We start from the raw sequence: 15,897 nt of genomic DNA, 5'->3' as shown, positions 1-15,897 counted from the left end.
CCTAGCGCCTGACCTGCAGCGCGCCCGGATTGACGATGTTGGTCGGCGTGCCCTTGATGAAGTTGATCACGTTGTCAAAGGCAGCGCCAAAATACATCTCGTAGCTGTCCTGCTCGACATAGCCGATGTGCGGCGTGCAGATGCAGTTTTCCAGCCGCAGCAGGGCGTGGCCCTGCAGGATCGGTTCGGATTCAAAAACGTCAATGGCCGCCATGCCCGGACGCCCCCGGTTGAGCGCGGCAAGCAGCGCTTCGGATTCAATCAGTTCGGCGCGCGAGGTATTGACCAGCAGGGCGGTGGGTTTCATGCGCGACATGTCTTCCAGCGTCACGATGCCTGTGGTTTCTTCGCTCAGCCGCAGGTGCAGGCTGAGCACGTCGCATTGCTTGAACAGCTCGGTTTTGCTGGGCGCCAGCTCAAACCCGTCGGCCTGGGCGCGTTCGCGTGATGCCGGGCTGCCCCAGATGATCACCCGCATGCCGAATGCCCGGCCATAGCCGGCCACGAGTTGTCCGGTCTTGCCGTAGCTCCAGATTCCCAGCGTCTTGCCCTTGAGGACCGTTCCGAGGCCGAAATTCGGCGGCATGGAGGCTGATTTCAGCCCTGACTGCTGCCATGCACCGTGCTTTAGATGCGACACATACTGGGGAATCCGGCGCATGGCGGCCATGACGAGTGCCCAGGTCAGTTCGGCCGGTGCGACGGGCGAACCGGTCCCTTCGGCCACGGCAATCCCGCGTTCGGTGCAGGCCGCCACGTCCACATGGCTGCCGATGCGGCCCGTCTGGACCACCAGCTTGAGCCTGGGCAGCTTTTCAATCAGCTGGCGTGTCAGGTGGGTTCGTTCGCGGATCAGCACGATCACGTCGGCGTCCTTGAGCCGGACCGACAACTGGCCTGCGCCCTTGACGGTGTTGGTGTAGACCTTGGCTGGATAGGCTTCCAGCCTGGCGGCGCATGCCAGTTTTCGAACGGCATCCTGATAGTCATCGAGAATCACAATATTCATGCAGATATTGTGCCTCCAAGATTTCAGTTTTCTGAACTCCGATGGTCTTGCGCTGTCACTCAATTGCATTTTGATGCAATGGCTGGCGAATGGGCCTTGGGCCGGTTCTTTTGCATGTCGATGCGTCCCAAAGCCGTCAAGTGTCATAGCTCGGTGGTCGTTGCGCCAGCGGTTGCGCGCAAAGCCATGCGATCGAGTTCGGCGCAGACATCGGCCATGCGTCCGGAGATGACCATGCGCCCAGCGCAGTCAGGCTGAATGGCAGCATCCGATTCACGAACCACGCGCAGGGTGTTGTGGCAAGGTGTTGGTGACGCTGCCCGGCGCGCCAGCGCAGGCGAGTCAAGGCCTGGCGCGAAAACAGAATCATTGCTTGCCGCTGTGGTTCCGGGCGTAAAGGAGGGCTTCATCGCATCGACCGCGCGCAGTGCGGCCGGCGCCATCGGCAAGGCTGCAGTGTGTCCAAGCGAGTTTTTGATGCGGACAATCCATGGCGTCAACGCCTGAACCGGCACAGCCCGGAAAAATTGCGTAGGCGCATTTGTAAAACTGATGATTCTCATGAAGAACTCCGGTTTGGAAAACATTGACACAGGCACGGACGGGTCTGCCCAGGGAACAAGCAGATTGGCTCAAACAGGGTGCTGGCTTTGCTGCCGATGTCGCCAGCAGAGCGCCGGGGAATGCCGGACGGGGGCTACATCGCCAGGCTGCCGCGGATTAATCCGACGGCCAGGCCTTCAAGCTCGAAAGGCTCGCCAGGCTGGACCACGATGGGGTTGAAGTCGGGATTTTCTGACAGCAATTCGATCAGGTGCTGGTTGCGCTGAAAGCGTTTGACGGTGACCTCATCGCCCAGGCGTGCAACCACAATCTGGCCGTTCTTGGCTTCCCTGGCTTGTTTGACGGCCAGCAGGTCGCCGTCCATGATGCCGATGTCCCGCATGCTCATGCCGCGCACCTTCAGCAGGTAGTCAGGCTTTTGCTCGAACAGACGGCTCTCGAAAAAGTAGGTGTGCTCGATATGTTCCTGCGCAAGAATCGGGCTTCCGGCGGCAACACGTCCCACCAGAGGCAAGGCCAGTTGCTCCAGCCGCTGAACGGGTAGCGAAAACTGGCTCATGCGCGACTCGTTCAGGGCCTGCAAGGAGTCCGTGCGCAGTCGAATGCCGCGCGAGGTGCCGCTGACCAGTTCAATGACGCCCTTCTTGGCCAGTGCTTTCAAATGCTCTTCGGCGGCATTGGGCGAGCGAAAGCCCAGTTCTGTCGCTATTTCCGCGCGGGTGGGCGGCGCGCCTGTCTGGGCAATGGCATTGCGGATCAGTTCCAGAATCTGTGCCTGCCGGGCAGTCAGCTTGGGCCGGTCGGCCGGCAAACCTGAAAAATCATTAAAAGTGCGCATAAGCTTTGGACTTTCGATTAAAACTGGAAATGCCTGAAACTATGGCCTCAGTACAGATCAAAATAACTGTATTAATATCCAGTAACTGCATTTTTATACAGCTTTAAATAAAAATCAAGCCCCACATGAAACTTCACAACTTGGTCATTTTGGGAACTGGCGGCACGATTGCAGGCCAGGCGCTCAGCGCTTCCGACAACATTGGCTACACCGCTGCCCAAGTGGGAATTGATCAGTTGCTGGCAGCCATTCCTGCGCTGGCTGAATGCGGACCGTTCATCACCGAGCAGGTCGTGCAGATCGACAGCAAGGACATGAGCTTCGCGGTGTGGGCGCAGCTGGCTGCCCGGGTCAATCATTTCCTGGCCCGCGACGACGTCCAGGGCATCGTCATCACGCATGGCAGTGATACCCTGGAGGAAACGGCTTATTTTCTGCAGGCGGTGTGCCGGCCCACCAAGCCGGTGGTGCTGACTTGCGCCATGCGCCCGGCCACCGCGCTGGCGCCCGATGGGCCGCAAAATATTCTCGATGCCGTCGCGGTAGCTCGCCATCACGGCGCCCGGGGCGTGGTGGCTGTCTGTGCGGGCACGATACACAGTGCACTGGATGTGCAGAAAATGCATTCCTACAAACTCGATGCCTTCAGCTCGGGCGATGCCGGGCCGATTGGCTATGTCGAGGAAGGATGCCTCAGATTGGTGCGAAATTGGCCTTTTTCGCAGGTTCAGTATGCTTCTTTAGCTATAGAAAACATAGCGCACTGGCCGCGCGTTGAAATCCTCATGAATTACGTGGGCGCCAGCGATGCGCTGGTGCAGGCGCTGGTCGATCAGGGGGTGCGGGGCCTGGTGGTCGCTGCCACCGGCAATGGAACGCTTCACCATGCCCTGCAAGCCGGTTTGCTCAGGGCGCAGGCTGCGGGCGTGCGGGTGGTGCGTTCAACGCGCTGCGTCGATGGCCGGGTATTGCCGCTTCCGGGCGATGCTATTGCAGATTCAAAAGGATTGAGCCCGGTGAAGGCCAGGGTGGCTTTGATGCTCGATTTACTGGCTGAAGACGCGCAGGTTGTGGCGTCAAGGCAGGCATAAAAAAAGCCATCCCGAAAGATGGCTTTTTGACCGTGCATGAACGGTTTCAGTTCGACAGCGCCTTGAAGGCCCTTTCGGTGATTTCCTCGACGCTGCCCGTGCCGCTGATGGCACGGTATTTTGGCGCTTCATCGGGCGCTTCCGTGGCCCAGTCGGAGTAGTACGCGACCAGTGGACGGGTTTGGGCGCTGTACACCTCAAGCCGTTTGGCAACCGTTTCTTCCTTGTCGTCTTCGCGCTGGATCAATGGCTCGCCGGTCACGTCGTCCACGCCTTCAACCTTTGGCGGGTTGTACTTGACATGGTAAGTCCGGCCCGAAACGCTGTGCGAGCGGCGTCCGCTCATGCGCTCGATGATGGCTTCAAAAGGCACATCGATTTCCAGCACGTAATCAATCTTGACGCCCGCAGCCTTCATCGCATCGGCCTGGGGAATGGTGCGCGGAAAGCCGTCGAACAGGAAACCCTGCGCGCAGTCGGGCTGGGCAATGCGTTCCTTGACCAGGTTGATGATCAGATCATCACTGACCAGGCCGCCCGAATCCATAACTTTTTTGGCTTCGATGCCCAGCGGGGTTCCTGCTTTGACTGCCGCGCGAAGCATGTCGCCGGTGGAAATTTGCGGGATGCCGTACTTTTGGCAAATGAAAGTGGCTTGTGTACCTTTGCCTGCGCCAGGCGCGCCCAACAGAATAAGTTTCATGAGTGTCCTCGGATTATTATGGATTCTGGAAGTCAAGCTGGGCGTTTGCCGGGCCGATTGGCCCATTCCCGCTTTACATGTCATCAGGCTGTTGGCATGAGCCGCAAGCCGCTGAACTTTCTGTCAAGGATATCATGCACATCCTTGGCGTCAGCTTACACAGGGTCCGCTAAATGCGCATCATTTGCTACAAGGCGGCGGACACGCTCCAGGTCTTCAGGCGTGTCCACGCCAGGACCGGGGGCATGCTCGGTGATATGCACGGCAATCCGGTAGCCATGCCACAGGGCGCGCAGCTGCTCCAGCGATTCGAGTTGCTCCAGCGGTGCTTGCGGCAATTGGGGAAACTGGCGCAAAAATCCGACCCGGTAGGCATAGATGCCCACATGGCGCAGCGGTTTGGGCAGATTGCCGTGCTCCCACCAGGCTTTGCCGGCCAGGTCGCGTGCGGCTGGAATGGGCGCGCGGCTGAAATACAGCGCCGTCTGGCGCGCATCAAGCACCACCTTGACCACGTTGGGGTTCAGAAAATCAGCCAGTTCGTCAATTGAATGCGCGGCTGTGCTCATGGCGCAGTCCGGACGGTCTTCAAGCTGCCTGGCCACGGCATCGATCAGCGTGGGATTGATCAGCGGCTCGTCGCCTTGCACATTCACCACGATGTCATCATCGGCCAGGCCCAGCAGGCTGCAGGCTTCGGCAAGCCGGTCGCTGCCGCTGGGATGATCGGCGCGGGTCAGTACCGCCTGGATGCCGAAGGCTGCGCATTTTTCGATGATTTCTGTGCTGTCAGCAGCCACCACGGTGCGCAGCGCGCTGCTTTGCAAAGCGCGCTGCGCCACGCGCACGACCATGGGAACGCCGTTGATGTCGGCCAGCGGTTTGTTGGGCAGGCGGCTTGATGCCAGGCGCGCCGGAATGAGAACGGTAAAGCTCATGCCTGCGTCACAGGCCAAGCTCTTCGTCGGTCAGGGTACGGGCTTCGTTTTCCAGCATGACAGGAATGCCGTCACGCACCGGATAGGCCAGCCGGGCGCTGCGGGAGATGAGTTCGTGCTTCTCTCGGTCGTATTCGAGAGAGCCCTTGGTCACGGGGCAGACCAGCAGTTCAAGTAGTTTGGTGTCCATGGCTCGATGGTAATTGAGAAAGCAAGGGTGCCAGCAGCCCATCCAGGGCGCTAAAGAACGCCGGTTCGGGCAAGAATTCCAGCGGAACGGCCAGCAGTTTAATTTCTGAATGATCCGGCAGGGCAAACAGTTTGACGGCGTCCTTTTCCGTGCACAGCACGGTCCGGCCTGCCAGGGCATTCAGGTCACCGGTTTTGAAATCGTGATGATCGGGCAGGGCGAGCGTTTTTTGCAGCGTCAGGCCGCGTGCCCTGAGCATGTCAAAAAACGCCTCGGGGCTGGCAATGCCAGCCAGCGCCACCAGTGGCTGATGTGCAAGGGTGGTCAATGCCAGACGGCTGCCATCAGCCGCCACGGCGTGGTCAGCCAGCCGCCGACGGGATGTATAGCCTTCAAAAGCCGGTTGCTGGCCGGTATGCAGCACCAGGTCAACGCCCTGGCACAGGCGCTCGGGCCAGGGTTCGCGCAGCGGCCCCGCAGGCAGCAGCCAGCCGTTGCCCACGCCCCGGTCGTCAAACACGGCAATTTCGATGTCGCGCTGCAAGGCGTAGTGCTGCAGGCCGTCGTCGCACACCACGACGGCCGTTGCCGGGTAGGCTGCCAGCAGGTCGCGCAGGGCTTGCGTCCGGCGTTGCGCTACAAAAACAGGAGCACCTGTTGCACGCTGGATAAGCGCGGGCTCGTCACCGGACTCATCAACCGGGGTGCCGGGCCTGACTTCCAGGCTTTCCTGGCCAGAACGCCCATAGCCGCGCGAAACCACGCCCACCCGCAGCCCCTGCGCCTGAAAGTGTTTGACCAGCGCCATGACCAGCGGTGTTTTTCCTGCACCGCCCGCCACGACATTGCCGACCACGATGACCGGCACCTTGAAGCGCTCGGACGACATCATGCCGCGCCGGTACAAAGCCCGGCGCAATCGCACCAGCAAGCCGTGGAGTTGCGCCACCGGCCAGAGCAGGCGAGCCAGCCAGCCGCGCGTACGCCAGGCTTTCAGCAGAACTTGTTTCATGCGGCTGGCTTGCGGCGCTAGATGGTCGAAGGGTTAAGGATTACTTCACGCCTGCCTGCAGCGAACTTTGGGTGGCAAAGGTGATCTGGGTCAAGCCCTGGCGCCGGGCCGCCTCCATCACGGTGATGACGGCCTGGTGGGTGGCGCTGGCATCGGCGCTGATGATGATGACGCTGTCCTTGCCAGCCTTGGCTGCCAGGGTGAGTGCTGTGCCCAGTACTTCGATTCCCCGCCCATCGACCAGGGTTTTATTGACCATGTAGCGGCCATCGCTGCTGACGGCCACGATCACTTCCCTGGGGTAGTCGCGCAGTTGTTGCGCATCGGCGGCCGGCAGCTTCACCTGGAGTTCGGTGAATTTGCTGTAGGTGGTCGAAAGCATCAAAAAGATCAGCACCACCAGCAGCACGTCGATGAACGGAATCAGGTTGATTTCCGGCTCGGCGCGCGCGTGAGGACGGAAGTTCATTTGCGCAGCCGATTGAGATGGCGCATAAACTGTTCGGCCGCCAGTTCCATCGTCAGCAGGTAGCCATCCACCCGGGCGCGAAAGTAGCGCCAGAAAATCAGTGCGGGTATGGCCACCATCAGGCCGAAAGCGGTGTTGTACAGCGCCATTGAAATGCCTTGCGCCAGTTGCGCCGGGTTGGCGCCGCCCGCACTGCCCGTCTGGGCGCCGAAAATCTCGATCATGCCGATCACCGTGCCCAGCAGGCCGAGCAGGGGCGCCGCCGAGGCAATCGTCGCCAGCGCGGCCAGGTAGCGTTCCAGTTTGTGTGCCGCCTGGCGACCAGCGCCTTCCAGCGTGGAGCGCAGGTCGGCTTCGCTGATGCGCGGATTGGCGCCAAGCGCCCGAAAGCCGCTGGCCAGCACTTCGCCAAGGAGGGAGTTTTGTTCCAGTTTCAGGACGACATCGGGCGACGGAAGGGTGGTTCGCGAGACAATCATCGCTTCGCCAAGCAATTTGGGCGGTGCGACCTTCAGTGTTTGCAGGCTTGACAAACGCTCAATGATCAGTGCCAGGGCCACTATGGAACACGCTAGCAGGGGCCAGATGGGCCAGCCTGCGGCTTGTATGATCGAAAACAATGCTCATCTCCAGACAGATAGTGGTGCTGGATTATCGCGCACCGAAAGTGTGGAGATGGCTGCTTAAGCTGCCTGAACCTGAATGTTTTCCACACAGGGTGTTGGTAGATTTAACGCACAAAATCTGTGGATAACTTTGTGGGTAAGTCTGTGCCGGGTGGGCGCAAAGCCGCGCCAGTGCGTCGTTTTGACAGAACGATGAAAATTTAAGCAGTAATATTTTCTTTAAAATCAATGGGTTACACCAATTCATCAGGCTGTCAGAGGGCTGTAAGCACCTCTGTCACCGCTTCTCCAGGGCTGTGGAGTACTGCTTTTTTCAAACGTCAGGAAGGCCGCCGTGGTTGATGCTTTTTCGTCCCGTGAAAGACCTGTAGCGTCCTTGCGCGAAGGCGGCGTGCGCGTCTGGCCGGTGGGCTCCTTGCTGCGTGCCATCGCCGACAGTCTGGAGGCCCGATTCAACCCTGTCGCGGTCCAGGGCGAGCTTGCTGGCTTTTCGCGAGCTTCCAGCGGCCACTGCTATTTTTCGCTCAAGGACGGGCAGGGGCAGATTCGCTGCGCCATGTTTCGCCGCGCGGCCAGCCTGCTGGATTTTTCGCCGCGCGACGGCCAGCTGGTTGAGCTGCGTGGCCGGCTGGGCGTGTACGAACCGCGTGGCGAGCTGCAGCTGGTGGTCGAATCCATGCGGCAGGCCGGCCAGGGCACTTTGTTCGAACAATTTTTGCAGCTCAAGGCGAGGCTTGAGCAAGAAGGGTTGTTCGACACCGCCCGAAAGCGTCCGCTGCCGGTCATGCCGCGTGCCATCGGCGTGGTGACTTCCCTGGGGGCTGCAGCGCTGCACGATGTCGTGACCGCCCTGCAGCGCCGTGCGCCGCACATCCCGGTGGTGATTTATCCTGCCAGCGTGCAGGGCGCCCAGGCTGCTGGCGAATTGCGCGGGGCCGTGCTCAAGGCTGGCGAGCGACGCAGCACCGACCAGGTCGATGTGCTGCTGCTGGTGCGCGGCGGCGGTGCCATGGAGGATCTGTGGGCCTTCAACGACGAGGCGCTGGCCCGCGCCATCGTCGCTTCGCCCATGCCGGTGGTCTGCGGTGTCGGGCACGAAACGGATTTCACCATTGCCGACTTCTGCGCCGATGTGCGTGCGCCGACACCCACGGCGGCTGCGGAGCTGTGCGCGCAGCCACAAGGCAGCTGGCTGAGCGCGCTGGACCAGGTTTTTTCGCGCCTGCAAAACGGTGTGGACCGGCAGATGCAGTCACACAACCAGCGCCTGGACTGGGCAGCGTCCCGCGTCAGCCAACCCTCGCACCTGGTGACGCGGCAGCAGGCACGACTGGCCGGCATCGCGCAAAGCCTCAACCATGCGATGCGCTCGACCTTGCGGCATGAGCAGCTCAGGCTACAGGCGCTGAGCAGCGACCTGCCGAGAGAAATTACAGGCAGCCTGCAGCGCAGCCGCCATCAACTCGAACGCGCGAAACTGCGGCTTGAACTGCTGGACCCCAAACTGGTGTTGCAGCGGGGCTATGCCTGGCTGGCAGACCTGCAAGGCCAGCCCATCATCGCTGCAAATATGACCCATATTGGCCAGCCAGTGCGCGCTACCCTTGCGGATGGACAGGTCGATTTGACGGTCTCTGCACGCCGGTTGATTTAGTTTTTACAATGCCCACGGAATGTCAAAGGACATCTCATCAACAACCACGAGGAAAATCATGGAACACACGCTCCCACCGCTCCCGTATGCGATTGACGCACTGGCCCCGAACTACAGCCAGGAAACCCTTGAGTACCATCATGGCAAGCACCACAATGCCTATGTGGTGAACCTCAACAACCTGCAAAAAGGGACCGAGTTCGAGTCCATGACGCTCGAAGAGATCATCAAGAAGTCCAGCGGCGGCGTGTACAACAACTCCGCCCAGGTCTGGAACCACACCTTTTTCTGGAACTGCATGAAGCCGGCCGGCGGCGGTGAGCCTGGCGGTGCACTGGCAGAGGCCATCAATGCCAAATTCGGCTCCTACGCGGCCTTCAAGGAAGCCTTTGTCAAATCCGCAGTCGGCAATTTCGGCTCGGGCTGGACCTGGCTGGTTAAAAAACCTGATGGCACCGTGGATATTGTCAACACCGGCGCTGCAGGAACACCGCTGACGACGGCCGACAAGGCCCTGCTGACGGTGGACGTATGGGAGCATGCCTATTACATCGACTACCGCAATCTGCGTCCCAAGTATGTTGAAACCTTCCTGTCCAGCCTGGTGAACTGGGAATTTGCCGAGGCCAATTTCGCCTGACGCCTGAAAGTCATCCTTGCGTAAAAAAGCCGACTTCATGTCGGCTTTTTGCTGCCTGGCTTTTCGGGCTCAGCGCTGTGCTTCAAAAACCGGCCCGGACAGCTTGCTGCCCGGCTTGATGCCTTTTTTGGCAAACCAGCCCTTGTTCATCTCCAGGACATAACGAACCGGCTTGACCGAGCAGTGCGAGTCGGTGGTTTCAGGCTTCATGTCCGCCATGTTCACAATCGTGCCGTCATCGGCCACGAAAGCGGCGGTCAAGGGAAGCAGCGTGTTTTTCATCCAGAAGCATTGCTCGCCGGCTTGCTCAAAAACAAAGAGCATGCCTTCATGCTGGGGCATGTTCTTGCGCAGCATCAGGCCGGTCTGGCGCTGCTCGGGTGTCAGGGCGACTTGGGCATCGATCACATACATGCCGGTGCTCAGCTTGATGCGCTGCAGGTTCAGTTGCGGGGCTTGCTGCGCCGATGCCCAGCCGGGCACGAGCAGCGCTGCAGCGGCCATGATTGATAGTGCGAGTCGGGAGGCGCTGCCAGGGTTGAAGGAACAGTTCTTGAGCCACATAGACGTACCGGATTGAAGTTGGTTGATCAGCAGATCTGCATAAGCGGGCAGCCATGAAAAATGCCCGCGCTAGGCGGGCATTTTGACTGAAGCGGGAAAGTCAGTTGGCGGCTTCAGCTTTTCTTGGCAGAGGCTTCAGCCTTTTTGGCGGCAGCTTCGGCTTTCTTGGCGGCTGCTGCGTCTGCTTTTGCCTTTTTGGCAGCTGCGGCCTTTTCTTTCTTGGCGGCTTTGGCGGCTGCTTTTTCTTCAGCGGTCATGGCGGCTGGCTTTGCCTTTGCCATGGGGGCGGAAGCGGCAGGCATGGCGGGAGTTGCTGCAACAGCAGGGGCTGGCTTGGCAGGCGCAGCAGCAGGTGCTTGTGCATAGGCGCCTGCTGCAAAAAGGGCTGCGATCAGGGTGGCGAGGATCTTGTTCATCTGGAATTCCTTGGGAAGTTGCTAAGGCAATTTGTGATTTGAAAACACCCCGAACCTTTCGGAGGCCTTACCATAACGACGCGGTTTTCCAATGCGTTGACAGATGTTCAAAATATCTTTTGCAAAAGTTTTGGCGCTAAAATTTGAAGGCTTTTACCTCAAACTGCCTGCGGATAGCGTATCTATTTCAGTGTGCTATCCCGGCTTAACGGAGACTTCTGTACATGTACCAGCACATCAAGGTGCCCACCCAGGGCGAGAAAATCACTGTCAATGCCGACAACTCATTGAATGTGCCTGACGAGCCCATCATTCCGTTCATCGAGGGTGACGGCACTGGCGTGGATATTTCTCCGGTGATGCTGAAAGTGGTTGATGCCGCAGTGGCCAAGGCCTACGGTGGCAAGAAGAAAATCCACTGGATGGAAGTGTTTGCCGGTGAAAAATCCACCAAGATCTATGGCCCTGACGTGTGGCTGCCTGAAGAAACCTTGTCCGCCGTCAAGGACTATGTGGTTTCCATCAAGGGTCCGTTGACAACCCCCGTGGGCGGTGGCATCCGCAGCCTGAACGTCGCACTGCGCCAAGAGCTTGACCTGTATGTCTGCCTGCGTCCCATCCAGTATTTTGCCGGCGTGCCTTCGCCAGTCAAGGAGCCCCAGAAGACCAACATGGTGATTTTCCGTGAAAACTCGGAAGACATCTATGCAGGCATCGAATTCGAGTCAGGCAGCGACAAGGCGAAAAAGCTCATCAAGTTCCTGCAGGAAGAACTCGGCGTCAAGAAAATACGCTTCCCCGAGACTTCGGGCATCGGCATCAAGCCGGTTTCCAGCGAAGGCACCGAGCGCCTGATGCGCAAGGCCATCCAGTACGCAATTGACAACGACAAGTCCAGCGTGACCATCGTGCACAAGGGCAACATCATGAAGTTCACCGAAGGGGGCTTTCGTGACTGGTCTTACGCGCTGGCGCAAAAGGAATTTGGTGCCGAAATGATTGACGGCGGCCCATGGTGCCAGTTCAAGAATCCAAAAACCGGCAAGGACATCGTCATCAAGGACGTCATTGCCGACGCCTTCCTGCAGCAGATTCTGCTGCGTCCCGCCGAGTACAGCGTGATTGCCACGCTGAACCTGAACGGCGACTACATTTCCGATGCGCTGGCAGCCCAGGTCGGCGGCATTGGCATTGCTCCGGGCGCCAACCTGAGCGACACCATTGCCATGTTTGAAGCCACCCACGGCACGGCTCCCAAATATGCCGGCAAAGACTATGTGAACCCCGGTTCCCTGATCCTGTCGGCTGAAATGATGCTGCGCCACATGGGCTGGGTCGAAGCGGCTGACCTCATCATCAGCTCGATGGAAAATTCGATTGCCTCCAAGAAAGTCACCTATGATTTTGCCCGTCTTATGGAAGGCGCTACGCAAGTGAGCTGTTCCGGTTTTGGACAGGTCATGATCGACCATATGTAATAGCGTACAAAGGCCTACAAAGGCCGCTAAATACAAACCCCAGTAGATTGATTTCACTGGGGTTTTTTGTTTTCTACATACAAAGGCCGATAGAGACAGCTAAACTTTTTGGAGCCATAGAACGGTATGATTTGAGCTTTATGGCTCCAGCACCTTGAAGTAAGGCTCCATCATGGCTCCAAGAACTTGCAACTACACCCTGACCGATAAGAAGATTCAGGCGGCCAAGCCAAAGGCCAAGCCGTACCCGCTGGCAGACGCTGGGGGGCTGTATGTGGATGTGCTGACGAGCGGGTCAAAAGTCTGGCGCTACTCTTACCGTATCGACGGCAAGCGCACCAAGGTGACTATCGGCAGTTACCCGGCCATCGGGATCAAGGCGGCGCGTAACGCCCATGAGGACTTGGTTTCCAAGCTGGCCAGCGGTATCGACCCTGCCCGGCAAAAGCAGCTCGACAAGATCAATGCGGCCGCCACGATAGCGCAGGCTCAGACGTTTGAGACATTCTCAAGAGTCTGGTTTGCCGAAAAAATGACGCATGCGACGGCGCGGACCATAAAACAAAATCTTGGATGGATGGTCAATGATGTGTTCCCCGTGATCGGCTCAATACCGCTGGGCGAGGTCCATGCAAGCGACGTTCTCAAGCTGCTGGAGGGCATGCGCAACACCCCAACCAAGGCGAATAACATCCGGGCCATCATCGAGCGGATTTATCAGTACGGCGCTCAGAAGCTGCTGGTGACCTACAACCCAGCCACGGCCATGAAGGGGCTGATCGACAAGCCACCCACGTCAGCAACTTCCAAGGCGAGATCACCCTCACGCCGATTACCAAGCACTACCCGCCGGACGTGCAGGCGGCCACCTTCTGGCTCAAGAACCGCCAGCCGGCCCACTGGAAAGAGCGCGTGGAGATGAAAGCCGAGATCAAGGGCGACCCGTTTCCCCCGAAGGAGGTGCTCGACGCCATCTATGCGAAGGCGATGATCGAGGCCGCGCAGATGGAAGCCAAGCTCGTCGGCCGGCGCGAACGCCTGGGCATCACGTTTGAACACCGGGACAGCGAGGAGGACTGAGCCGTAATTCCGGCCGAGCCTGCGCTGGTGCATCAGCTCAGGCCTTCCACCACCGCATCTTCCTGCGACTGCGTGCATGGCGGCGAGCCGAAGAGAAGTCGCCACGCGGCCGGCTTCATTGAATCCCCCTGTTTCACCCCTGCGCTGGAGCCAGATCATGGCGCCTATGTCGGCGCCATGATCAGTTCCACGGATATGAGGGCAGGGCGGCACGCTCGCCAAGACGCCGCTGACGCCATGCCAGGCGAGGGCTTTGTCCTGCTGGTGATGGGTTTGACCGGGACAAATGCATTCGCCGTCAAGGTGGACGGCATCAAGGTTGGCGGCGGCGCTGCTGCATGAATCTCACTCCGTTGTGCGGGTCATTTGATTCAAGGAGGCAAGGATTGGGGGCGCCATTCAAGGAGTTTTGTCACCCTCATGCGCGCGCGTGCGCGAGGCACACGGTCATCCGTTCACCAATGGTGGCGAGGCCGGTGCCGTCATCGGCATGGCGTGCGGATCAAGGCCAGGCAAGCCAGTTCATGATCTCGATTATGGGATACGGAATTCAGGGGCAAGGTCAAGGAATGTTGTTGCCCCGCGTTTCATGACGCATAATTCAGACGTGCGAGTAGCAAAACACTCGCACAGGTTAGGTGATCGGTCAGTTTCGCGCGCTACGGCGGTACTTCTTGGGTTTGTTGTGCTTTCGGGACCCCATCGCTTTTGTTTTATGTGTTTTTGAGGAGTCCCTATGGGCAACAAACTTTACGTCGGCAACCTGCCTTACACGGTGCGTGACGAAGATCTGCAACAGTCTTTTGGTCAATTCGGCGCTGTCACCAGCGCTAAAGTCATGATGGAACGCGACACAGGTCGCTCCAAAGGCTTTGGTTTCGTCGAAATGGGCAGCGATGCCGAAGCGCAAGCTGCCATCAACGGAATGAACGGTCAGCCTTTGGGCGGCCGTAGCATCACTGTGAACGAAGCACGTCCAATGGAAGCCCGTCCTCCCCGTACCGGCGGCTTCGGCGGCGGCGGTGGTTATGGCGGCGGTGGCGATCGTTCTGGTGGCGGTGGCTACGGCGGCGGCGGCGGTCGTTCTGGCGGTGGCGGCTACGGCGGCGGCGGTGGTGGTGGTCGCGGCGGCTACTAAGCCCTGCAAACCCAGTCTACGGCAGAGATGCCGTTGCAAACCAGCTGTCTCAGCCTTGCGCTGAGGAAAGCATAAGAGGCTTCGGAACTTCGGTTTTGAAGCCTTTTTTCTTTGCTTCACCCCTGACCCTACAAGGCCCGCGATGCTCTGCTGGGTACGCTGGCCGCTGGCGCCGGATCAAGGTGATCGACAAGCTACGGGCCGCACGGCAAGCGCAAGGGATGACAAGGTTTATGAATTGGGGGTCTGCCGATGGGAAAGGCAAGCCTAGCACCCCTTCAATGGAGCCACAGGGCAATTGCATTTAACCCCGAGGCTGAAGGTCCAGGAGTGATTCCCTGTAATCGGTGAGTCGGTCAGCGGTTTTGCGGCGGCTTCGCATGCTGCGTTTGGGGTACTGCTGGTCTTGGCGCAGCAGCGTCAAAGCGAACTTTCTTATCGTCGAGAGATTGCGCGGGGCATGGCCTGTGCGCACCCGGCACTCGTCCTCGCGGAACGTGACATCGAGCACCCAGTGCAGGCGGTTCTCAATTCCCCAGTGCCCCCGTGCCGCATTGGCCAGCGTCTGGGCCGATGAGATGCCTTCGGAGCCAATGTAAAACGTGCGCTCCACCGACACCTTGCCCTTGATCTCGCGCTGGCGCTCGACCATGCCAACGCCTGCAAGGTTTTTCCAGTCATCGCGCAACGACGGCTCCATCCAGTCGAGCTTGCCCACCCATACATGGCGCCGCGTCTCAATGCGCCCATGGTCTTTTTCCAGCGTCTCGAAGCGACTCACCGCAAGGCTGCCAAAGCCGTGCCTCTGGCCCTCGGCGTAGAACTCCGCCACCGCCTCAAAGAGCGTACCCTGATTAGCCTTGAGCGCCAGCAGGTAGTGGCCGCCTTGCCCGACGATTTTCTCGGCGATTTCCCTCTGGCAGCCTATGGCGTCAATGGTCACGGTGCAGTCCTTGAGTGTGAGCGCCTCCAGCAGCGCCTTGATGGCCACAATCTCGTGGCCCTTGCCCCGCGTGCCCTCCTGGCCCAGGCACAAGCCGCTTTCTGTCGCAAAGGCGCTAACCATGTGCAGCGCCGTGTTGGCGCCATCGCACGAGCCGCACAGCGTCTTGCCATCCAGGGCAATCACGCCTTTGACATTGCCCGCAATGCCTCGTATCCAGCGGCGAAAGCATTGCTCGAAAACCTCTGCGTCCAGCAGGCGAAAGACGCGCCCGAACGTGTCGTGCGAGGGTGTTCCCTGCTCCAGGACAAGGTATTTTTTGAGCCAGTCTTCGTTATCGCTGGCCCACTCGGCTACGTCCACCCAGTTGTCCGCCCCGCACAGCACGGCGCTCAGCGTCATCACGATCATCTCCTTGAGATCATGGCGTTGTGCAGGACCAGTGCGTGGATCGGGCAGTATCGAGAAAGCTTGAATCAGCATCAGGTTCACTTGCAATGAAAAATGCTTGAGTGAACACCAGCTTTTGGCCTTTCCGCTCAAA

General features: G+C 59.3%; 20 protein-coding genes. 8 read left to right on the top strand and 12 right to left on the bottom strand.

The features are described 5' to 3' along the window. Nucleotide 1: 1 nt before the first annotated feature. The 3 genes from ABLV49_RS10615 to lexA form a co-directional block, all read right to left on the bottom strand. A complete protein-coding gene (locus ABLV49_RS10615; RefSeq protein ID WP_011801307.1) occupies nt 2-1,009 on the bottom strand; it encodes a D-2-hydroxyacid dehydrogenase family protein in 1,008 nt (335 codons plus the stop codon). 143 nt (nt 1,010-1,152) lie between these two features. Beyond that, nucleotides 1,153-1,572 (bottom strand): hypothetical protein, encoded by a 420-nt coding sequence (locus ABLV49_RS10610; protein WP_349276388.1) that lies wholly within the window; start codon nt 1,570-1,572, stop codon nt 1,153-1,155. A gap of 134 nt (nt 1,573-1,706) precedes the next feature. Then, complete coding sequence (lexA, locus tag ABLV49_RS10605) at nt 1,707-2,411, bottom strand: transcriptional repressor LexA (RefSeq protein WP_349276387.1); 705 nt, start codon at nt 2,409-2,411, stop codon at nt 1,707-1,709. 125 nt (nt 2,412-2,536) lie between these two features. Between lexA and ABLV49_RS10600 the strand changes: the two genes are divergently transcribed. After that, the gene (locus tag ABLV49_RS10600) at nt 2,537-3,502 is read left to right on the top strand and encodes an asparaginase (RefSeq protein ID WP_349276386.1); all 966 of its coding nucleotides are present in this window, start codon (nt 2,537-2,539) and stop codon (nt 3,500-3,502) included. Between the two features lie 46 nt (nt 3,503-3,548). On the opposite strand, the gene adk is transcribed toward ABLV49_RS10600, so the two are convergent. The 6 genes from adk to ABLV49_RS10570 form a co-directional block, all read right to left on the bottom strand. After that, on the bottom strand, nt 3,549-4,205 hold the full coding sequence (adk, locus tag ABLV49_RS10595; RefSeq protein WP_349276385.1) for an adenylate kinase: 657 nt from the start codon (nt 4,203-4,205) through the stop codon (nt 3,549-3,551). Between the two features lie 155 nt (nt 4,206-4,360). Continuing rightward, nucleotides 4,361-5,143, bottom strand: coding sequence for a 3-deoxy-manno-octulosonate cytidylyltransferase (gene kdsB / locus ABLV49_RS10590; RefSeq protein ID WP_349276384.1), 783 nt, complete (start codon nt 5,141-5,143; stop codon nt 4,361-4,363). A gap of 7 nt (nt 5,144-5,150) precedes the next feature. Further along, complete coding sequence (locus tag ABLV49_RS10585) at nt 5,151-5,333, bottom strand: Trm112 family protein (protein ID WP_349276383.1); 183 nt, start codon at nt 5,331-5,333, stop codon at nt 5,151-5,153. Continuing rightward, nucleotides 5,314-6,345, bottom strand: coding sequence for a tetraacyldisaccharide 4'-kinase (gene lpxK, locus ABLV49_RS10580; protein ID WP_349276382.1), 1,032 nt, complete (start codon nt 6,343-6,345; stop codon nt 5,314-5,316). Before lpxK ends, ABLV49_RS10585 begins: the two co-directional genes overlap by 20 nt. 40 nt (nt 6,346-6,385) lie before the next feature. Next, a complete protein-coding gene (locus ABLV49_RS10575; RefSeq protein ID WP_349276381.1) occupies nt 6,386-6,814 on the bottom strand; it encodes an ExbD/TolR family protein in 429 nt (142 codons plus the stop codon). Next, nucleotides 6,811-7,434, bottom strand: a complete 624-nt coding sequence (locus ABLV49_RS10570; protein WP_349276380.1) for a MotA/TolQ/ExbB proton channel family protein — start codon at nt 7,432-7,434, stop codon at nt 6,811-6,813. The genes ABLV49_RS10575 and ABLV49_RS10570 overlap by 4 nt, the downstream gene beginning before the upstream one ends. A 340-nt stretch (nt 7,435-7,774) precedes the next feature. Between ABLV49_RS10570 and xseA the strand changes: the two genes are divergently transcribed. Next, complete coding sequence (xseA, locus tag ABLV49_RS10565; protein WP_349276379.1) at nt 7,775-9,094, top strand: exodeoxyribonuclease VII large subunit; 1,320 nt, start codon at nt 7,775-7,777, stop codon at nt 9,092-9,094. Between the two features lie 58 nt (nt 9,095-9,152). Next, nucleotides 9,153-9,734, top strand: a complete 582-nt coding sequence (locus ABLV49_RS10560; protein ID WP_349276378.1) for a superoxide dismutase — start codon at nt 9,153-9,155, stop codon at nt 9,732-9,734. A gap of 69 nt (nt 9,735-9,803) precedes the next feature. Here the strand turns inward: ABLV49_RS10560 and ABLV49_RS10555 are convergent, their stop codons facing one another. Together ABLV49_RS10555 and ABLV49_RS10550 are read right to left on the bottom strand one after the other, a co-directional pair. Further along, nucleotides 9,804-10,238: a DUF192 domain-containing protein gene (locus ABLV49_RS10555; RefSeq protein ID WP_432280015.1), complete on the bottom strand. Its 435-nt coding sequence runs from the start codon at nt 10,236-10,238 to the stop codon at nt 9,804-9,806. Nucleotides 10,239-10,411: 173 nt separating this feature from the next. Further along, the gene (locus ABLV49_RS10550) at nt 10,412-10,555 is read right to left on the bottom strand and encodes a hypothetical protein (RefSeq protein ID WP_349276376.1); all 144 of its coding nucleotides are present in this window, start codon (nt 10,553-10,555) and stop codon (nt 10,412-10,414) included. 377 nt (nt 10,556-10,932) lie between these two features. On the opposite strand from ABLV49_RS10550, the gene icd reads away from it, so the two are divergent. The 5 genes from icd (at nt 10,933) to ABLV49_RS10525 (ending at nt 14,410) form a co-directional block, all read left to right on the top strand. Next, on the top strand, nt 10,933-12,192 hold the full coding sequence (gene icd / locus ABLV49_RS10545; RefSeq protein ID WP_349281675.1) for an NADP-dependent isocitrate dehydrogenase: 1,260 nt from the start codon (nt 10,933-10,935) through the stop codon (nt 12,190-12,192). Nucleotides 12,193-12,364: 172 nt separating this feature from the next. Further along, nucleotides 12,365-13,114 carry a tyrosine-type recombinase/integrase gene (locus tag ABLV49_RS10540; RefSeq protein ID WP_349276375.1) on the top strand — a complete coding sequence of 250 codons (750 nt, stop codon included), beginning with the start codon at nt 12,365-12,367 and terminating at the stop codon, nt 13,112-13,114. After that, entirely contained in the window at nt 13,111-13,272 is a 162-nt protein-coding gene (locus tag ABLV49_RS10535; RefSeq protein ID WP_349276374.1) for a hypothetical protein, read from the top strand. The genes ABLV49_RS10540 and ABLV49_RS10535 overlap by 4 nt, the downstream gene beginning before the upstream one ends. 27 nt (nt 13,273-13,299) lie before the next feature. Further along, complete coding sequence (locus tag ABLV49_RS10530) at nt 13,300-13,614, top strand: hypothetical protein (RefSeq protein WP_349276373.1); 315 nt, start codon at nt 13,300-13,302, stop codon at nt 13,612-13,614. A gap of 394 nt (nt 13,615-14,008) precedes the next feature. Continuing rightward, nucleotides 14,009-14,410 (top strand): RNA recognition motif domain-containing protein, encoded by a 402-nt coding sequence (locus ABLV49_RS10525; RefSeq protein WP_349276372.1) that lies wholly within the window; start codon nt 14,009-14,011, stop codon nt 14,408-14,410. A 304-nt stretch (nt 14,411-14,714) separates the two neighbouring features. On the opposite strand, the gene ABLV49_RS10520 is transcribed toward ABLV49_RS10525, so the two are convergent. Then, nucleotides 14,715-15,836, bottom strand: coding sequence for an ISAs1 family transposase (locus tag ABLV49_RS10520; protein WP_349276371.1), 1,122 nt, complete (start codon nt 15,834-15,836; stop codon nt 14,715-14,717). Between the last annotated feature and the right edge of the window lie 61 nt (nt 15,837-15,897).

The organism is Polaromonas hydrogenivorans, from assembly GCF_040105105.1.
GTDB classification, from domain to species: Bacteria; Pseudomonadota; Gammaproteobacteria; order Burkholderiales; family Burkholderiaceae_C; genus Polaromonas; species Polaromonas hydrogenivorans.
The sequence above is the reverse complement of the archived record's forward strand: the minus strand, read 5'-3'. Positions and strand labels throughout refer to the sequence as shown.

What these genes read in the sequence shown, in the direction of transcription:
- ABLV49_RS10600 (WP_349276386.1), top strand. Translation starts at nt 2,537, where the DNA reads ATGAAACTTCACAACTTGGTCATTTTGGGAACTGGCGGCACGATTGCA.
- ABLV49_RS10585 (WP_349276383.1), bottom strand. Translation starts at nt 5,333, where the DNA reads ATGGACACCAAACTACTTGAACTGCTGGTCTGCCCCGTGACCAAGGGC.
- lexA (WP_349276387.1), bottom strand. Translation starts at nt 2,411, where the DNA reads ATGCGCACTTTTAATGATTTTTCAGGTTTGCCGGCCGACCGGCCCAAG.
- ABLV49_RS10610 (WP_349276388.1), bottom strand. Translation starts at nt 1,572, where the DNA reads ATGAGAATCATCAGTTTTACAAATGCGCCTACGCAATTTTTCCGGGCT.
- ABLV49_RS10540 (WP_349276375.1), top strand. Translation starts at nt 12,365, where the DNA reads ATGGCTCCAAGAACTTGCAACTACACCCTGACCGATAAGAAGATTCAG.
- ABLV49_RS10575 (WP_349276381.1), bottom strand. Translation starts at nt 6,814, where the DNA reads ATGAACTTCCGTCCTCACGCGCGCGCCGAGCCGGAAATCAACCTGATT.
- ABLV49_RS10615 (WP_011801307.1), bottom strand. Translation starts at nt 1,009, where the DNA reads ATGAATATTGTGATTCTCGATGACTATCAGGATGCCGTTCGAAAACTG.
- ABLV49_RS10560 (WP_349276378.1), top strand. Translation starts at nt 9,153, where the DNA reads ATGGAACACACGCTCCCACCGCTCCCGTATGCGATTGACGCACTGGCC.
- kdsB (WP_349276384.1), bottom strand. Translation starts at nt 5,143, where the DNA reads ATGAGCTTTACCGTTCTCATTCCGGCGCGCCTGGCATCAAGCCGCCTG.
- ABLV49_RS10520 (WP_349276371.1), bottom strand. Translation starts at nt 15,836, where the DNA reads ATGCTGATTCAAGCTTTCTCGATACTGCCCGATCCACGCACTGGTCCT.
- ABLV49_RS10525 (WP_349276372.1), top strand. Translation starts at nt 14,009, where the DNA reads ATGGGCAACAAACTTTACGTCGGCAACCTGCCTTACACGGTGCGTGAC.
- ABLV49_RS10535 (WP_349276374.1), top strand. Translation starts at nt 13,111, where the DNA reads ATGAAAGCCGAGATCAAGGGCGACCCGTTTCCCCCGAAGGAGGTGCTC.
- ABLV49_RS10550 (WP_349276376.1), bottom strand. Translation starts at nt 10,555, where the DNA reads ATGACCGCTGAAGAAAAAGCAGCCGCCAAAGCCGCCAAGAAAGAAAAG.
- ABLV49_RS10555 (WP_432280015.1), bottom strand. Translation starts at nt 10,238, where the DNA reads ATGGCCGCTGCAGCGCTGCTCGTGCCCGGCTGGGCATCGGCGCAGCAA.
- adk (WP_349276385.1), bottom strand. Translation starts at nt 4,205, where the DNA reads ATGAAACTTATTCTGTTGGGCGCGCCTGGCGCAGGCAAAGGTACACAA.
- lpxK (WP_349276382.1), bottom strand. Translation starts at nt 6,345, where the DNA reads ATGAAACAAGTTCTGCTGAAAGCCTGGCGTACGCGCGGCTGGCTGGCT.